General features: G+C 68.1%; 12 protein-coding genes. All 12 read left to right on the top strand.

Features of this window, described 5'->3' with window-relative positions; translation table 11 throughout:
• Positions 1-53: 53 nt before the first annotated feature.
• The 12 genes from AC3WR5_RS14530 (at position 54) to AC3WR5_RS14475 (ending at position 15,322) form a co-directional block, all read left to right on the top strand.
• A complete protein-coding gene (locus tag AC3WR5_RS14530) occupies positions 54-2,078 on the top strand; it encodes an eCIS core domain-containing protein (RefSeq protein WP_492485454.1) in 2,025 nt (674 codons plus the stop codon).
• Positions 2,071-2,367: a hypothetical protein gene (locus tag AC3WR5_RS14525; protein WP_492485452.1), complete on the top strand. Its 297-nt coding sequence runs from the start codon at positions 2,071-2,073 to the stop codon at positions 2,365-2,367. Before AC3WR5_RS14530 ends, AC3WR5_RS14525 begins: the two co-directional genes overlap by 8 nt.
• Positions 2,364-3,017, top strand: a complete 654-nt coding sequence (locus tag AC3WR5_RS14520; RefSeq protein ID WP_492485450.1) for a hypothetical protein — start codon at positions 2,364-2,366, stop codon at positions 3,015-3,017. The genes AC3WR5_RS14525 and AC3WR5_RS14520 overlap by 4 nt, the downstream gene beginning before the upstream one ends.
• Positions 3,018-3,031: 14 nt before the next feature.
• A complete protein-coding gene (locus AC3WR5_RS14515) occupies positions 3,032-3,355 on the top strand; it encodes a LysM domain-containing protein (RefSeq protein WP_492485448.1) in 324 nt (107 codons plus the stop codon).
• 9 nt (positions 3,356-3,364) lie between these two features.
• Complete coding sequence (locus AC3WR5_RS14510; RefSeq protein ID WP_492485446.1) at positions 3,365-4,492, top strand: hypothetical protein; 1,128 nt, start codon at positions 3,365-3,367, stop codon at positions 4,490-4,492.
• Positions 4,489-5,019 carry a phage baseplate assembly protein V gene (locus AC3WR5_RS14505; RefSeq protein WP_141289245.1) on the top strand — a complete coding sequence of 177 codons (531 nt, stop codon included), beginning with the start codon at positions 4,489-4,491 and terminating at the stop codon, positions 5,017-5,019. Before AC3WR5_RS14510 ends, AC3WR5_RS14505 begins: the two co-directional genes overlap by 4 nt.
• Before the next feature lie 12 nt (positions 5,020-5,031).
• Entirely contained in the window at positions 5,032-5,379 is a 348-nt protein-coding gene (locus tag AC3WR5_RS14500) for a hypothetical protein (protein WP_141289243.1), read from the top strand.
• Positions 5,380-5,388: 9 nt separating this feature from the next.
• On the top strand, positions 5,389-5,745 hold the full coding sequence (locus AC3WR5_RS14495; RefSeq protein WP_141289241.1) for a GPW/gp25 family protein: 357 nt from the start codon (positions 5,389-5,391) through the stop codon (positions 5,743-5,745).
• Between the two features lie 20 nt (positions 5,746-5,765).
• The gene (locus tag AC3WR5_RS14490) at positions 5,766-8,273 is read left to right on the top strand and encodes a putative baseplate assembly protein (RefSeq protein ID WP_492485443.1); all 2,508 of its coding nucleotides are present in this window, start codon (positions 5,766-5,768) and stop codon (positions 8,271-8,273) included.
• Positions 8,273-11,464 carry a putative baseplate assembly protein gene (locus AC3WR5_RS14485; protein ID WP_492485441.1) on the top strand — a complete coding sequence of 1,064 codons (3,192 nt, stop codon included), beginning with the start codon at positions 8,273-8,275 and terminating at the stop codon, positions 11,462-11,464. The genes AC3WR5_RS14490 and AC3WR5_RS14485 overlap by 1 nt, the downstream gene beginning before the upstream one ends.
• A gap of 138 nt (positions 11,465-11,602) precedes the next feature.
• Positions 11,603-13,795 (top strand): hypothetical protein, encoded by a 2,193-nt coding sequence (locus AC3WR5_RS14480; protein WP_492485439.1) that lies wholly within the window; start codon positions 11,603-11,605, stop codon positions 13,793-13,795.
• 24 nt (positions 13,796-13,819) lie between these two features.
• Positions 13,820-15,322 carry a DUF6519 domain-containing protein gene (locus AC3WR5_RS14475; protein WP_492485437.1) on the top strand — a complete coding sequence of 501 codons (1,503 nt, stop codon included), beginning with the start codon at positions 13,820-13,822 and terminating at the stop codon, positions 15,320-15,322.
• Positions 15,323-15,343 lie beyond the last annotated feature (21 nt).

Raw genomic sequence — 15,343 nt, 5'->3', positions numbered from 1 at the left:
GGGAACTGCCCCCGCGTGGTCCCCGTCATCTCAACCAGCACCGGTGCGGGCTCATGAACCAGCACGCCACAGCTTCAACAAAGGCCGCAAACTCCCCGGATGGCGGCGCGATGCGGCTCCAGCGCAAGTGCGCCTGCGGCACGCACGCGTCCGGTGGCGAGTGCTCGGAATGCAAGCGCCAGCGCCTGCAGCGCAAGGCAACGCGGGCACGTGCGAACGACGAAGTCCCGTCGATCGTGAGCGAGGTGTTGAACAGCGGTGGTCACCCGCTGGACGAATCCGCGCGCAGCGACATGGAGCAGCATTTCGGTGAAGACTTCAGCGCAGTGCGCGTGCACACCGATGCCATCGCGGCACGGTCAGCTCAGGCAGTGAGCGCGCTGGCCTACACGGTCGGCCGCAACGTGGTGTTCGCGAGCGGGCAATACGCACCGCGATCACCGGCCGGCCGCGGCCTCCTCGCGCACGAGCTGACCCACGTGGTGCAGCAGCGTTCCATCGGCACCACGACGCAACGGCTCGAGCTCGGCCCGACGGGCGACGCCCTCGAACATGAAGCCGATCGCAATGCAGCCGCGATCAACGCATTGCCGCTGGGCAGCGTGGCAGTACAGCAGCGCAGCAGCGCGCCGCGCCTGTCACGCGCCAGCGCCGCCGCACCAGACGCAGCATTGCTCACGCGTCAACTTGGCCACGTACCACGCTCCGGTTTGCAGTTCTTTCCCGACACGGTCACTGACACGGCCGTCGGGCCACCGGACGTACGCGGCGGTCTGCTGAGCGCAGGTGCGCCTCAGCTCAACGTGATCGTCGGTGAGAACCAGACCCTGCACACCTTGGCGATCGAGCTGCTGCCACTGTGGCTCACCGCCACACCCTTTACGCCCCCCGGGGCGGCGGCGCCGTTGCCGCTAGACATCATCACAGCCGAAGAACTCGCACGGGCATTGCTCGTGTTCAATCAGACGTATCTGCCGGTCCCGTCCATGACCCGTTGGCGCTCGGGCTTGCGCTTTCCGCTACCGGTGCGCATTGACGAGGCCACCAACACCGGGATCCTGCATCCACTCAACATCCGCGCGCTGGCTTCGGGCTTCGATGTCGCCTGGCTACCGCAGCTCGACCAGCGCGCCGGTTCCACCGCCACGCCGCCGGCAGCCACCGTGACCGCCGACGCCACCGCCTTTCTCGCCGCCACGCCAGATGCACTCGGACGTGGCATCGCGCTCGGCGCGCGCGCCGTCACCAACGCCACGTTGGAGCTGCCGTTCATCCGCGAAGTGTTCAACCAACTCGGTGCTGCCAGCTTTGATGTCGCGCTGCAGTTCATGGACAACCTGGTCAACCGCGAAATCGATCTGTTGGCGACGCAAACAAACGGCGCGGCGATTCTCGCCATCATCCGCACCGCGCTGGCCGCGGCGCCGGCAACGCCCAGTGCGGTGCAGCAGGCCAGCCTGACGCGCGCCAACCTCATGCTCGGCAGAGTTGCCGGCGTGGCGGCGACGGCCGGCCCCACGGCGATGCAAGCGCGTGCCGAAAAGACCGTCAACGTCGACACCGTCAAGCTCGACGGCTCCAACCGTAACCCCGCGACCGATGTGCGGCTCGCCGACGCGATGTTGGCGCAGTGCAATGTGCGGCTGAACCACAGTGCCGACAAGACTGCCAGCGTGGCCCAGAGCAACGCCTGGGTTGGCGCCGACAAGATCCTCGCCGGACCGTCCTGCAGCTCGGTGAGCGGCGAACAGCGCAGGCTCAGCGAGGGCGCAAAGACGGACTTCGGCCTCAACGGCAAGATCCGCGTGTTCTACGTGCGTGAGCTCGGCAGCAAAGACCGTGCCGCGTCCTGCCCGCCGGCAGGCGTCGCCGCCTTGGCCAAGAACGTCACCTGGGTCAGCAACGACGCCACCGACCGCACCCTGGGCCACGAGTTGGGCCACCAACTGATCGACTCGGGCCCCAGTGTGGACGACCACACCAAGGATGTCAGCCGGCTGATGGCAACCTCCAACGACACCAGGCTAGGTGAAACGCTGACCGACACCGAGTGCAACCGGGTCTACAAAAATGCCTGAACGCCTTGCCTTTGTGCGGCACCAGGCCGACCAAGCCCCGCTGCACCCTCCGGGAGGGCCGCTGGACGGTGCAAGGCGGGATCGCCTGGAGCCCTTGTTCAGGCGTGACGTCAGCCAGGTCCGCCAGCTTGACGCGACGGTGCGCAACAGCCAGGAGCCGCCACGCCAATACCCGCTGTCGACCCTCAGCGTGGCCGAGGCGGTCGGGCTCAAAGATCCACAAGCCCTCGACACGATCGAGAAGGCCGCCGAGGCGGCGATCCAGCAAGAACGGCAAGCCTCGCCATGAGCTCCTTCCCCGGTTCCCCCCGTCTGGTTCGCGGCGGCCTGGTCCTGGTTGACCCGGCGACCGGTGCGGTGCTGCGCATCATCGCGCTGCAGTACAACCCCGACACGCTGACGCGCAGCCTGCAGATCAAGGGCGCCGGGGCGGAAAGTGGCGACCACGTCGAGGCACTGCGGCTCAAGGGCCCGCCGGTCGAGACGATCAAGGTCGAGGCCGAGATCGACGCGACCGATGCGATGGAGGCCAACGACGGCCAGACCAACGAGGCCGGGCTGCACCCGCAGTTGGCTGCGCTCGAAACCATCGTCTACCCGACCAGCGCCCACCTCAGTGCGAACAACAGCGAGGCCGGCTCGGGCTCGCTCGAAATTGCCCCAGCCCAGGCGCCGCTGCCGCTGTTCGTCTTCGGCGCCAAACGCATCGTGCCGGTGCGCATCACCGAGCTGTCGATCACCGAAGAGGCATTCGACGCGCATCTGAACCCGACGCGTGCCAAGGTCAGCCTGGGCCTGCGGGTGCTCAGCGTCGACGACCTGGGTTTCGACGTCAAGGGCGGCAGCCTCTTCATGACTTACCTGCAGGGCAAGGAGCAACTCGCCCGCCGCGCGGCGGGTGGCAGCTTCGCCAGCTTGGGGCTAAACGGCATTCCCTGAACCGGAGTTCGATTGTGGCCAACTACAACTTCTCGCCCACCAGCCGCTACTACGACACGCCGACGAAGACGCTCACCGGCGCCGACGGCGACAACCTGGTCTACCTGGCGCGTCGCTTCGTGCCGCCCGGCAGCGCCTTCGCGCTGTTGAGCATCCACACGGTCGTCTCCGGTGAACGGCTGGACATCATCGCGGGCAGCGAACTCGGTGACCCGCTGGCGTTCTGGCGCCTGTGCGATGCGAACGATGCGATGCGGCCCGGCGAGTTGACCGAGCAGATCGGGCGGCGACTGCGCATCACGCTGCCGCTGGGCATTCCCGCCACGCCGCTGACCTGAGGACCACCCGTGCTCCAGGGCATCCACCTCACGCTGATGATCGGCCCGGGCCTGCCGGCGCCGGCGCCGAAGGCCGTGATCGACGCGGTCCAGTCGGTGCAGGTGACCAGCGGGAAAGACAAGAGCGGCTTCCAGATCAGCTTCGCGGTGAGCAAGCGCTCGACGCTGCTGGACACGCTGCTGCCGGCCGGCTTCTTCGACCCGATCACCACGCGCGTGATCATCGTGGTCACGCTGGGCGGCTTTCCCAATGTGCTGATGGACGGCGTGGTCACGCGGCAGGAGCTCACGCCGAGCAACGAGCCGGGCCAGTCCACGCTGACCATCACCGGCGAGGACCTGTCCGTGCTGATGGACATCGTCCAGCTCAAGCTGTCATTCCCGCAGATGAATGACACGCTGCAGGCCAACGCGGTGCTGGCGCCGTACCTGGCCTTGGGCATCGTGCCGGTGGTGATCCCGTCGTTCATCCCCGACCTGCGGATTGCCACCGAAGGCTGGGACTCGCAGACCGGCACCCACCTGGAGCTGCTCAAGGACATCGCCAAGGCAAACGGCTTTGTGTTCTACGTCGAACCCGGCCCGTTGCCCGGTCAGAGCATCGCCTACCTGGGCCCGGACATCCGCATCCCCGTGCCGCAGCCGGCGCTGTCGATCAACATGGACGCGCACACCAATGTCGAATCGCTGAGCCTCTCGCTCGACGGGCTGGCCAAGGAGACGATGGTGGTGACGATCCTCGACCCGATCACCGGCAAGGTCCCGATCCCGCTGCCGATCCCCAGCATCAGCATCTTCCAGCCGCCGCTGGGCGCGCGGCCGACACCGCCGGCCAAGATCAGCTTCACCAACGACGTTGCCGGCGTCGGCGTGCAGCGCGCGCTGAAGAAGGTGCTGGGCCGCCTGCTCAAGGGTTCGGCCAACGCGATCACCGTCTCTGGCAGCCTTGACGTGCTGCGCTACGGCCACGTGCTGCGCTCCAAGGCCCTCGTCGGCGTGCGCGGTGCCGGCATCGCCTACGACGGCCTGTACTACGTCGACAGCGTGACCCACAACCTCAAGCGCGGCGAGTTCAAGCAAAGCTTCCAGCTCAGCCGCGACGGCCTGATTTCGTTGACCCCCAAGGTGCCGGTATGACGACTGATAACCGCTATCCCGGCCTCTACCGCGCCACGGTCGCGATCAATGTCGACCCCGAGTTCCGCGGCCGGCTGATGCTGAGCATTCCGGACGTGCTGTCCTTCATGCCGTCGACCTGGGCCGAGCCCTGCACCGCGCTGGCCGGGCCCACTGGCCCGCCGATGGGTGTGTACATGGTGCCGCCGATCGGCGCTGGCGTCTGGGTGATGTTCGAGCAGGGCGACGTCAACCGGCCGGTCTGGATCGGCTGCCGCTTCGATGTCGCGGCCAACGTGCCAACCCTGGCGCTGGCCGGCAACCCGGCCGACCCGAACATCTGCATCCAGTCGCTGCTGCAGCACATGGTGATGATCAGCGACATGCCGCCGTCGCCGGTCACCGGCGGCATCATCTTGAAGAGCACAACGGGGGCGATGATCGTCGTCAACGATTCGGGCATCTACATCTCCAACGGCAAGGGCGCGATGATGACGATGATCGGCCCGACCATCGACTTCAACGTCGGTGCGCTGACCATCACATGAGGAGATGAAGCGATGCCCGGCTTCCTCCTCCATACCGGTGCGGTGGTCCAGTGCACGCACGGCATCCCGGCGCAGATCCCGCCGGTGCAGCCGCGGGTGCTGGTCAGCGGCCAGCCGGTTGCGACGATGGCGAGCCAGATGCTCGTCACCGGCTGCCCGTTCACGATCCCCGGCCCCAAGCCGCAGCCCTGCCTGACGATCAAGTGGCTGATGCCCACCACCCGCGTGCTGGTGATGGGCCAGCCGGGCATCGTGCAGCCCTCGCCCGGCACCGGCCCGGGCCTGTGCCTGAGCCCCGAACAGATCCCCAACGGCCCGCCGATGGTGAGCTTCGTGCAGCCACGCGTGTTCGCGACCTGAGGAGCCACCATGGACATCGACTTCCCGCTGCATTTCGACGCCCGAGGCCGCACGGCGAGCGCAGGCCTGGACGAGCACGTGCGCGACATGATCGAGCAGTTGGTCTTCACCAACCATGGCGAGCGGGTGAACCGGCCCGACTTCGGCAGCGGCGCGATGCAGCTGGTCTTCGCACCCAACAGCCCCGAACTGGCCGCCACCGTGCAGTTCACGCTGCAGGCCGCATTGCAGATGTGGCTGGGTGACGTGATCGACGTGGCGGACCTGACGGTGACCGCTGACGACGCGCGCTTGGTGATCGCCCTGTCCTACGTCATCAAGGCCAATGGCCAGGCGCAGACCGCCAGCTTCAGCCGCAGCCTCTGAACACCACTGCAGGAACCGCCATGGACACCACCTGCCTCAGCGATCCGCGCCGCCAGGCCGTGCGATCGGCCACTGGCCGCAACGGACTGGACCATGTCGAGACCGGCGACGACCCGACGACGCTGGTCGCTTACTTCCTCGGCAAGCTGCCGCCCGAATTGGCCGCCGATGCGCCGGATCTGCCGCGCCACCTGGCGATCGACGGCGGCGACGTGATCACCAGCTTGAAGATCATCGACGCCGACCCGCACGTGGACCCGGACCCCGAGCGCGACGACTTCCTGGTGATCCACCTCGACCGCGAGGGCGACCGCTCGCGCTACACGCTGCGGCTGGTCGACATCCAGGGCATCGACCCGCACTACGCGTCGGCCGATTTCAGCTTCCGCATCGACTGTGCGAGCGACCTGGACTGCAAGCCGGCCTGCGACTGCGCCCCCGCGGTGCTGGACGAGCCGCGCCCGAACTACCTGGCCAAGGACTATGCAAGCCTGCGCCAGCTGATCCTCGACCGATTGGCGCTGCTGGTGCCTACCTGGCACGAGCGCCATGTGCCCGACCTCGGCATCACGCTGGTCGAGCTGCTGGCCTACGTCGGCGACTACCTCAGCTACTACCAGGACGCCGTGGGCACCGAGGCCTACCTGGGCACCGCGCGCCAGCGCATCTCGGTGCGGCGCCATTCGCGGCTGGTCGACTACCGGCTGCACGAAGGCTGCAACGCGCGCGCCTGGGTGCAGGTGGGTGTCGATGTGGACACGCCGCCTCTGGCGTATGGGCAGCTCGCGTTCGTCACGCCCTGGCGGGACGACTTGGCCGAGCTGCCGCGCCTGTTGAGCCCCGAGCAACTGGCCAACGTGGCGCCGTCGACCATCGAGTGGTACGAGCCTTGCGTGGCGGACGCGACGCAGACCGTGGTCTTCCGCGCCGCGCACACCCGCGTCAGCTTCTACAGCTGGGGCAGGCGCTCCTGCTGCCTGACCGCCGGCGCGACGAGCGCCACGCTGCTGGACACCTGGCTGCCCGATGGCCAGCGCGCGCTGCAGCTGCAGCCGGGCGACGTGCTGGTCTTCACCGAAGTCAAAGGCCCCCGCACGGGCCTCGAAGCCGATGCCGACCCGACGCGTCGCTGGGCCGTTCGCCTGACCGAGGTCACGCCCGGCGAAGATCCGCTGTACCCGGTCGCGTTCGGTGACGGCGAAGTCCAGCAGACCCGACCGACACCGGTGTTGAACATCACCTGGGGCCGCGATGATGCGCTGCCCTTCCCGCTGTGCCTGACCACCATCGGTGCAGCGCCTGACTGCACCTACCTCGAAGACGTTTCGGTCGCGCTCGGCAACATCGTGCTGGTGGGCCACGGCCGCGGCCAGCCGCCCGAGGCCCTGGGACCGGTGCCATGGACGCCAGGCGCCGCCTGCTGCGACTGCGAAGGCGAGCCCTCCGAGGTGGCGACGCGCGCGCTGCCCTTCCGCCCGCGCCTGGCTGGCGCGCCGCTGGTGCATGCCGAAACGGCACCGCCATCGACGCGTCCCGCGGCTGCTTCGTTGACCCAGGACCCACGCGCTGCCACGCCGCAGCTCTGGCTGGCTGAAGACGACAGCGATGTGATCTGGACCGCCCAGCCCGACTTGCTGGGCAGCGGCCCGGACGACCGGCACCTGGTCGCCGAGATTGACAACGACGGCGTCGCGCACCTGCGCTTTGGCGATGGAGAACTCGGCCGCCGACCCGGCCCCGGCCAGATCCTGAAGGCGCACTACCGCGTCGGTGGTGGCCAGGAGGGCAACGTCGGCACCGGGTCGATCTCGTTCATCGTCATCAGCGGCCTCACGCTCGACGGTGTCACCTTCACGCCATGGAACCCGCTGCCGGCCCAGGGCGGCATCGACCCCGAGCCGATCGAGCAGGCTCGCGAGTTCGCGCCTCTGGCCTTTCGCAAGGCCCTGCGCCGCGCGATCACCGCTAACGACTACGCGGCGATCGCCGCCCTCAACCCCGAACTGCAAAGTGCGCAGGCCGCGCTGGTGTGGACGGGCAGCTGGTACGAAGCCGACGTCGCACTGGATCCCTGGCAGCGCAACGCCGCCGATTCGGCGCTGCTCGCCACAGTCGAGGCCGCGCTGTACCGCGTGCGCCGCATGGGCCACGACCTGCGTGTACAGCCTGCGGCCCATGTGCCGATCAGTTTGACGATGCATGTCTGTGCGCTGCCGGGCCATGAGCGCGGCCACGTCAAGGCGGCCTTGCTGAAGCGCTTTGTCGGCACGCCCGGCGGCTTTTTTGACGCCGATCAACTGAGCTTCGGCCAGAGCCTGCACCTGTCGCGCATCGTTGCGGCAGCAATGGCCGTGCCCGGCGTGATGTGCGTCGAGGTCGAGGCCTTCCACCGCTACGGCCAGCCGCCCAACCACGAGCTCGACAACGGTGTGCTGCCGCTGGCGCCGCACGAGATCGCCGAGCTGGCGAACGATCCGAACCACCCGGAACGCGGTGTCATTGCGATCAGCGTCGAAGGAGGCCTGTGATGAAAAGCTGCTCGACCTGCGGCGCCTTCTCGCTGCCCTGCGGATGCTGCGAGGGCGCCGCCGTGCTGACGCCTGCGGTCATCCACAACCGGCCCGGCCTGCCCGACCTGGCCTACCGCGTCGGTACGCACGCCGCCTTCTTCGAGACGATGAAGGCCCGGCTCGCCACCACCGAGGTCGATGGCGTGACCGGCGACGGCCAGACGCCGCAGACCTTCCGCCCGCTGCAGGCGCTCGCCACCCGCGACCGCAGCGACTTTTCGATCGCGCTGCTCGACGGCTGGGCCACCGTGGCCGACCTGCTGTCGTTCTACCAGGAGCGCATCGCCAACGAAGGCTACCTGCGCACCGCGACCGAGCGCCGCTCGGTGCTGGAGCTGGCGCGCCTGGTCGGCTACACGCTGCGCCCGGGTGTGGCGGCCAGCGTCTACCTGGCCTATGCGCTGGACGACAACCAGATCGAGCCCACTGTGATCGCCACCGGCGCGCGAGCGCAGAGCCTGCCGGGGCCGGGCGAGACGCCACAGTCCTTCGAGACCAGCGAAGACCTGGACGCACGGCGCGAGTGGAACAACCTGCAGGTGCGCATGACGCGGCCTCAGAACATCACGCTGGACACCGCGCTGCTGATCGACCGGGTCGTCGTTTCGGACTCGGTCAACGGCCTGCGCGCTGGCGACCCACTGATGCTGCTGTTCGCCGACGACGGCAGCCTCGCGGCGATGCGCAGCATCCGCTCGACCGAGGGGCCGACCGCGGACGGCAAGTCAACCATTCGCCTCGACCCGGTGCCTGACGACGTGGCGCTGACCATCGGTCTGTTGACCGCGCTGGTCACATCCATGCAGCCCTTCCGGCCTGCCGCCAACGATCCCACCGCAGAGGTCATCGACAAGGCCGGCGAGGTGCTGCGTAAGGCCTTGCTCGACCCCATCACCGACCCCAGAAACTGGCCCGAGGAGATTCAGAACTACTACTCAGACGACAACATCGACGAGGATGTCCAGGCCTTGATCAACACCTTCAGAAGCGACATCGCGGATCTGCTCGAGGTGCCGCCCCCGTCTCCCCCGCCGCCGCCCTCGACCAACCCCGACCTGTTCGTCAACGGCCTGCTGAAGCCGCGGGTGCTGCAGGCCCGCAACAGCCTGCAGCTGCGGCGCGACCTGAGCCGCGCTTTTGCGCGCGGTGCCGATACCGCCCCGCAGATGCTGCTGAGCTTCGCGCCACCGCTGCGCGACACTTACTACCGCGCCTGGGTTGGTGCCAACGAGAACATCGCCAGCGCCGCGCTCGTCGGCGTGTTCGTTCTGCGCAGCAACGCGTCGCTGTTCGGCGCCAGTGTGCAGAAGCTGGTCACAGTGACCAATGGCGACGTGCCGCCGCAGGACCAATGGCGGGAATGGACGCTGGAAGGCGAAACCAAGGACGGCCTCTACCTCGACCAGCTGCACACCGAGATCACCGCCCCCAGCTATGTGCTGGTACGGCGGATGGAGAATTCGACGCCGCTGTCGCGCATCTACACCATCAAGCAAGCCACCACCACGCCGCGCACCGCCTATGGCATCAGCGGCAAGTCGACCCATCTGCAACTCGACCGCGAATGGTGGGCCGCCAGCGTGCCGAACGTCGACGGCAGCGGAGCCAACGACATGCCGGTGCTGCGCGCCACACAGGTCTGGGCCCAGAGCGTGCCGCTGACACTCGTCGAAGAGCCGATCACCACCGAGGTGGGCAGCCAGCCCGGCGACCCCGACAACCTGAGCCTGGAGCTGGCCTCGTTGCACAAGGAGCTGGCGTCTGGCCGCTGGGTGATTCTGCAGGGCGAGCGTTCGGACATCGAAGGCGTCCAAGGCGTCAAGGCCGCCGAGCTGATGATGGTGGCAAGCCTGGTGCACGGCTACGACCCGAACCTCGCCGGCGACAAGATCCACACCACACTGAAGCTCGCGACCCGCAGCGCCTTCCGCTACAAGCGCGAGTCGGTCGTCGTCTACGGCAACGTCGTTCGGGCCACCCACGGCGAGACCCGCAACGAAATGCTGGGCAATGGCGACGCGACCGAAGCGCTGCAGAGCTTCACGCTCAAGCAGCCACCGCTGACCTTCGTCTCGGTGCCGACCGCGTCGGGGGCAGAGAGCACGCTGGCGGTCTATGTCGACGACGTGCGTTGGCACGAGACCACCTCGCTCGCCTGGCTGGGCACCAAGGACCGCGGCTTCGTCACCCGCACCGACGACGCTGGCCTGACTCAGGTCATCTTCGGCGATGGCGAACACGGCACGCGGCTGCCAACCGGCATGCAGAACGTGCGCGCGGTCTACCGCAGCGGCATCGGTGCGCCGGGCAACGTGAAGGCCGAGCAGATCAGCCTGCTGGCGACGCGGCCACTGGGCGTGAAGGCGGTCATCAACCCGCTTCGCTCTTCGGGCGGCACAGACCGCGAAGACCGCGACCTCGCGCGCTCGAACGCCCCTTTGGCGGTAATGTCCTTGGACCGGCTGGTCTCGGTGAGCGACTACGCCGACTTCACCCGCACCTTCGCCGGCATCGCCAAGGCCGTGGCCACGCGGGCCAGCGACGGCCAACGCGAAATCGTGCTGCTGACGATCGCGGGCGTCGACAACGCACCGATCGACAAGACCAGCGACCTGTACCGCAACCTGCTGGCCGCGCTGCGAGCGCTGGGCGACCCCGACCTGCCCCTGCGCGTGGAGCCGCGCGAGCTGCTGGCGCTGGTGCTGTCGGCCGGCGTGGCACTGCTGCCCGATTACAGCTGGGAGCCGGTGGCCGACGCGGTGCGCAGCACGCTGCTGCAGCGCTTTGGCTTCGGCCAGCGCGGGCTGGGCCAAAGCGTGCGGCTGGCCGAGGTCATTAGCGCGATCCAGGGGGTGCGCGGCGTGGCCTACGTTGATGTCGACACCTTCGGTTCGGTCCCCGAAAAGGTCACCGGCAGCGACGGTACACGCCGGTTGGTGACGCAAAGCGAAGTCACCAGCGCCGTGGCCCGGGCGCTGCACCCCGACCAGTCCAACACCCAGCGCCTTGCAGGCCTGGCCGGCCACCTGCCGCCTGACGTGATCGCCTTCCCCGGCGGCAACGACCGCGGCGTGCTGCGGCCAGCCGAACTGGCGATCTTCACCCCCGCCGTGGCCGACACCCTCATCCTGAACCAGCTGTTGTCATGAAGCCCCCACGCTCCCTTCCGGTCGCTGCCCCCCGAGGGGGCTTTTGCAGCGGACCGGCAAAGCCGGATCCACGCAAATCCCTTGGTTTGGTTGATTTCCTGCGTCGCGAGTTGCGCGACGCTAGCCGGAGCGACTGACATGAACACCATCGATACGGCCCGCGCCGACCGCCTATACGCGCTGCTGCCCACGGTCCATCGCATGCGCGATGCCGACCAGGGCTACCCGCTGAAGGCGCTGCTGCACGTGATCGCCGAGCAGGTCAATGTGGTCGAAGACGACATCGCCCAGCTCTATGACAACTGGTTCATCGAGACCGCACAGGACTGGGCCGTGCCCTACATCGGCGACCTGGTCGGCCATGTGCCGCTGGCCGAGGCCGGTCTGCCCGCTGATGCGCCAGCCTGCGAGAACCCACGCGTGCTGGTGCCGCGCCGCGAGGTGGCCAACGCCATCCGCAACCGGCGCGCGAAAGGCACACTGGCGCTGCTGGAACAACTGGCGCAAGACGTGGCCGGCTGGCCGGCCCGCGCGGTCGAGTTCTTCAAGCTGCTGGTGCGTGACCAGAATATCAACCACCTCTACCTCGAACGGCACCGCCTGGTCGACCTGCGCGAGATGGATGCGCTGGACCAGCTGGGTGGCCCGTTCGAAGCCATTGCGCACAGCGTGGACCTGCGGCGCATCGATTCGCACCGGGGCACCGGCCTGTTCAACATCCCGAGCGTCGGGGTCTACGCCTGGCGGCTGTTGAGCTTGCCAGTCACCGACACACCCGCCTGCTGCATTGAAGAAGCCGGGCCCCACTGCTTCACCTTCAGTGTGCTGGGGCAGGACGCACCGCTGTTCGTCGCGCCACAGCCCGAGACCGACCCCAGCCACATCGCCGAGGAACTGAACCTGCCCGCGGCCATTCGCCGCCACGCGTTCGATGCGAACCCCGGCGCCTTCTACGGCGAGGAGCTGAGCCTGTCGATTCGCGCCGAGGGCTGGGCCGGCGCCCCCGGCAGCGCGATCGTGCCGCTAGCGCAGATCGTGCCGGCCGACCTGAGCGGCTGGACCTACGTGCCGCGCGCCAACCAGGTGGCGGTTGATCCGGTGCTGGGCCGCATCGCGTTTCCACCGTCGCAGCTGCCGCGCAAGGGTGTGCGGGTCAGCTACCGCTACGGCCAGCCGTCCGCCATCGGCGGTGGCGAATATGAGCGGCCTCTGCTGGCACCGGCCGGGCCGTACAAGCTGTACCGCGTCGGCGAAGGCGACGAGTTCGAGTTCCACCGCATCGCCGATGCGCTGGCCCAGTGGCAGAAGGACCAGCCCGACGATGCGGTGATCGAGCTGGGCAGCAGCGCCGTCTTCGTCGAGCCGCTGTCCGTCACGCTGGTCGATGGACAGTCGCTGCAGTTGCGCGCAGCGCAGCGCACGCGGCCGGTACTGCGGCTGATCGACTGGCAGACCGACCTCCCCGATGCGCTGACCATCACGCTGGGCGAGCGCAGCCGCATCAGCCTCGACGGCCTGCTGGTCACCGGCCGGCCGCTGCGCGTGCAAGGGCGGTCGGACGGCTACGCCTCGGCGGACGTGTGCGGCGCTCGCGTCGTGATCCGCCATTGCACGCTGGTGCCCGGCTGGGGCATCGACTGCAATTGCGAGCCACGCCGGCCCGCCGAACCCAGCTTGGAGATGAACGGGCTGCGCGCCACCATCTCCGTCGAGCACAGCATCGTCGGCACGATCCGTGTCAGCGAAGACCAAGTCGGGCTGGACCCGATCCCGCTGAACATCAGCGACAGCATCGTCGATGCCACCGGCCACGACATGCAGGCCATCGGCGGGCCGGGCGACGGCATTGCCCATGTGATGCTGACGGTCAGCGACACGACCGTGTTCGGCATCGTTGACGTGCACGCGATCACGCTGGCCGAGAACTGCATCTTCACCGGCTGCGTCAACGTGGCGCGACGCCAGATCGGCTGCATGCGCTTTTGCTACGTGCCCTGTCGCTGCCGCACGCCGCGGCGCTACCGCTGCCAGCCCGACGAAGCCATTGCCGACGTGCGCCGCCGCATCACCGATGCCGACCCGCTCCACGCCGAGATCCTGAGCGAGCAGCTGCGTCTGCGGCCACAGTTCACGTCCGAGCGTTACGGCACCCCGGGCTATGCGCAGCTCGGCATTCACTGCGCGGCCGAGATCGTGCGCGGCGCCGACGACGACTCCGAAATGGGCGTGTACCACGACCTGTTCCAACCCCAACGCGCGGCCAACCTGCGCGCGCGCCTGGCCCAGTTCACGCCGGCCGGCATGCATGTCGGCCTGCTGTTTGCGAATTGACGACAAACCCGAGAGAGGCTTCCCATGAAAGGTGACTTCACCCGCTTCGGCTTCGACAGCAGCAAGCACTACAGCCGCGTCCTGCACCAGCAGGGTCGCGTGGCGCTGGACGCCGACAGCAACGAGGCCTCGGCCATCCTGCTGCACCACCTTCGCTTGCTGACGCGCGACCTCTTCGGCGCTGGCGGCGGCCCGCCTGACAGCGGCTTCAGCCTGGACCTGGACAAGTCCACCAAGCCCGCGGTGCTGTCGCTCGCCCCCGGCCACTACTACGTGGACGGCATCCTGTGCGAGAACGAGCAGTGGACGTCTTACGCCGACCAGCCCGACTACACACCCACGCCGCCGGTCAACAACGAGGGCGGCGACGCGCTGCTCGCGTGGCTGACGCGGCCCTCCTCGAACCAGGCCTTCTGGGTCTACCTCGACGTGTGGGAACAGCATGTCTCGTGGATCGAAGACGACTCGATCCGCGAGCCTGCACTGGGCGGGCCAGACACCTGCACGCGCGCCAAGGTCATCTGGCAGGTCAAGGCCTTGCCGTGGGATGAGAACTGGGGCAACCCGCGTGAGAACCAGGACGCCTGCAACACGCCCTTGTCTTCGCTGACGGCCCTGGGCAGCGGCCTCATGACCGCACGCCTCGACCCCGGCTCGGCCTTCACCGACCCCTGCATCGTGTCGCCGGATGCGGCCTACCACGGCGCCGAGAACCAGCTGTACCGGGTCGAGGTGCATCGCGCTGGCGTCGCGGGTGGTGCCACTTTCAAATGGTCGCGCGAGAACGGCAGCGTGGCCGCTCGCTGGCTGGGCGTGGGCAGCAGCGGTGATGCATCGACGCTCAGCGCCTCCAGCGCCCGCGGCTTCACGGCAGGCGACTGGGTCGAGCTGTCGCACGATGCGCTGGACCTGGCCAACGAACCGGGCCAGTTGGTGCGCATCTCGGTGGTCGATGGCGACCAGTTGGTGGTCGACTCGGCCAGTGTGCCGGGCGGCACGCTGATGGCCTGGTCAGAGACCTTGTCCAACCCCAAGCTGCGCCGCTGGGACCAGCACGGCAGCGACATTGTCGTGCTGGACGAAGGTGCGGTGCCGATCATCGAATCGAATGGCTCACAGCTGACCTGGCTGGACCTCGAAGACGGCGTCCAGGTCGCGTTCGAGACCGGCGGCGACTACCGCAGCGGTGAGTACTGGCTGATCCCCGCGCGCGTGGCGACGCAAGGCATCGCCTGGCCGGCCCAGGGCGCGCCGGACGCATGGCAGGCACCGCAAGGCATCGTCCACCACTTCGCGCCGCTGGGCGTGCTGGTCTTCGACGACAACTCCGATGAGGGGCTGCGGGTCTTCAGGGAATGCCGCCACTGCCTGAGTCTGGCGCCAACCACGTGCGCTGTTCAGTTGCGGCAAGTGATCAATGCTGCGGAGGCCGACGCTACACAGGCTCGCACCAAACCGCGCAGGACCACCGCGCCAAGCACACCCAACAAGGTCTTGCCGTCAACGCGTCGGCGACGGGGAGCTTGATGCGACAGCGCGCCGATCGCT

The organism is Ideonella sp. FW305-24, assembly GCF_058788035.1.
This window is presented reverse-complemented; position numbering and strand designations above follow the sequence as displayed.

Bases quoted from the DNA above. Each gene is read 5' to 3' on its own strand.
- AC3WR5_RS14485 (WP_492485441.1), top strand. From the start codon at position 8,273: ATGAAAAGCTGCTCGACCTGCGGCGCCTTCTCGCTGCCCTGCGGATGC.
- AC3WR5_RS14480 (WP_492485439.1), top strand. From the start codon at position 11,603: ATGAACACCATCGATACGGCCCGCGCCGACCGCCTATACGCGCTGCTG.
- AC3WR5_RS14505 (WP_141289245.1), top strand. From the start codon at position 4,489: ATGACGACTGATAACCGCTATCCCGGCCTCTACCGCGCCACGGTCGCG.
- AC3WR5_RS14520 (WP_492485450.1), top strand. From the start codon at position 2,364: ATGAGCTCCTTCCCCGGTTCCCCCCGTCTGGTTCGCGGCGGCCTGGTC.
- AC3WR5_RS14495 (WP_141289241.1), top strand. From the start codon at position 5,389: ATGGACATCGACTTCCCGCTGCATTTCGACGCCCGAGGCCGCACGGCG.
- AC3WR5_RS14525 (WP_492485452.1), top strand. From the start codon at position 2,071: ATGCCTGAACGCCTTGCCTTTGTGCGGCACCAGGCCGACCAAGCCCCG.
- AC3WR5_RS14530 (WP_492485454.1), top strand. From the start codon at position 54: ATGAACCAGCACGCCACAGCTTCAACAAAGGCCGCAAACTCCCCGGAT.
- AC3WR5_RS14490 (WP_492485443.1), top strand. From the start codon at position 5,766: ATGGACACCACCTGCCTCAGCGATCCGCGCCGCCAGGCCGTGCGATCG.
- AC3WR5_RS14475 (WP_492485437.1), top strand. From the start codon at position 13,820: ATGAAAGGTGACTTCACCCGCTTCGGCTTCGACAGCAGCAAGCACTAC.
- AC3WR5_RS14500 (WP_141289243.1), top strand. From the start codon at position 5,032: ATGCCCGGCTTCCTCCTCCATACCGGTGCGGTGGTCCAGTGCACGCAC.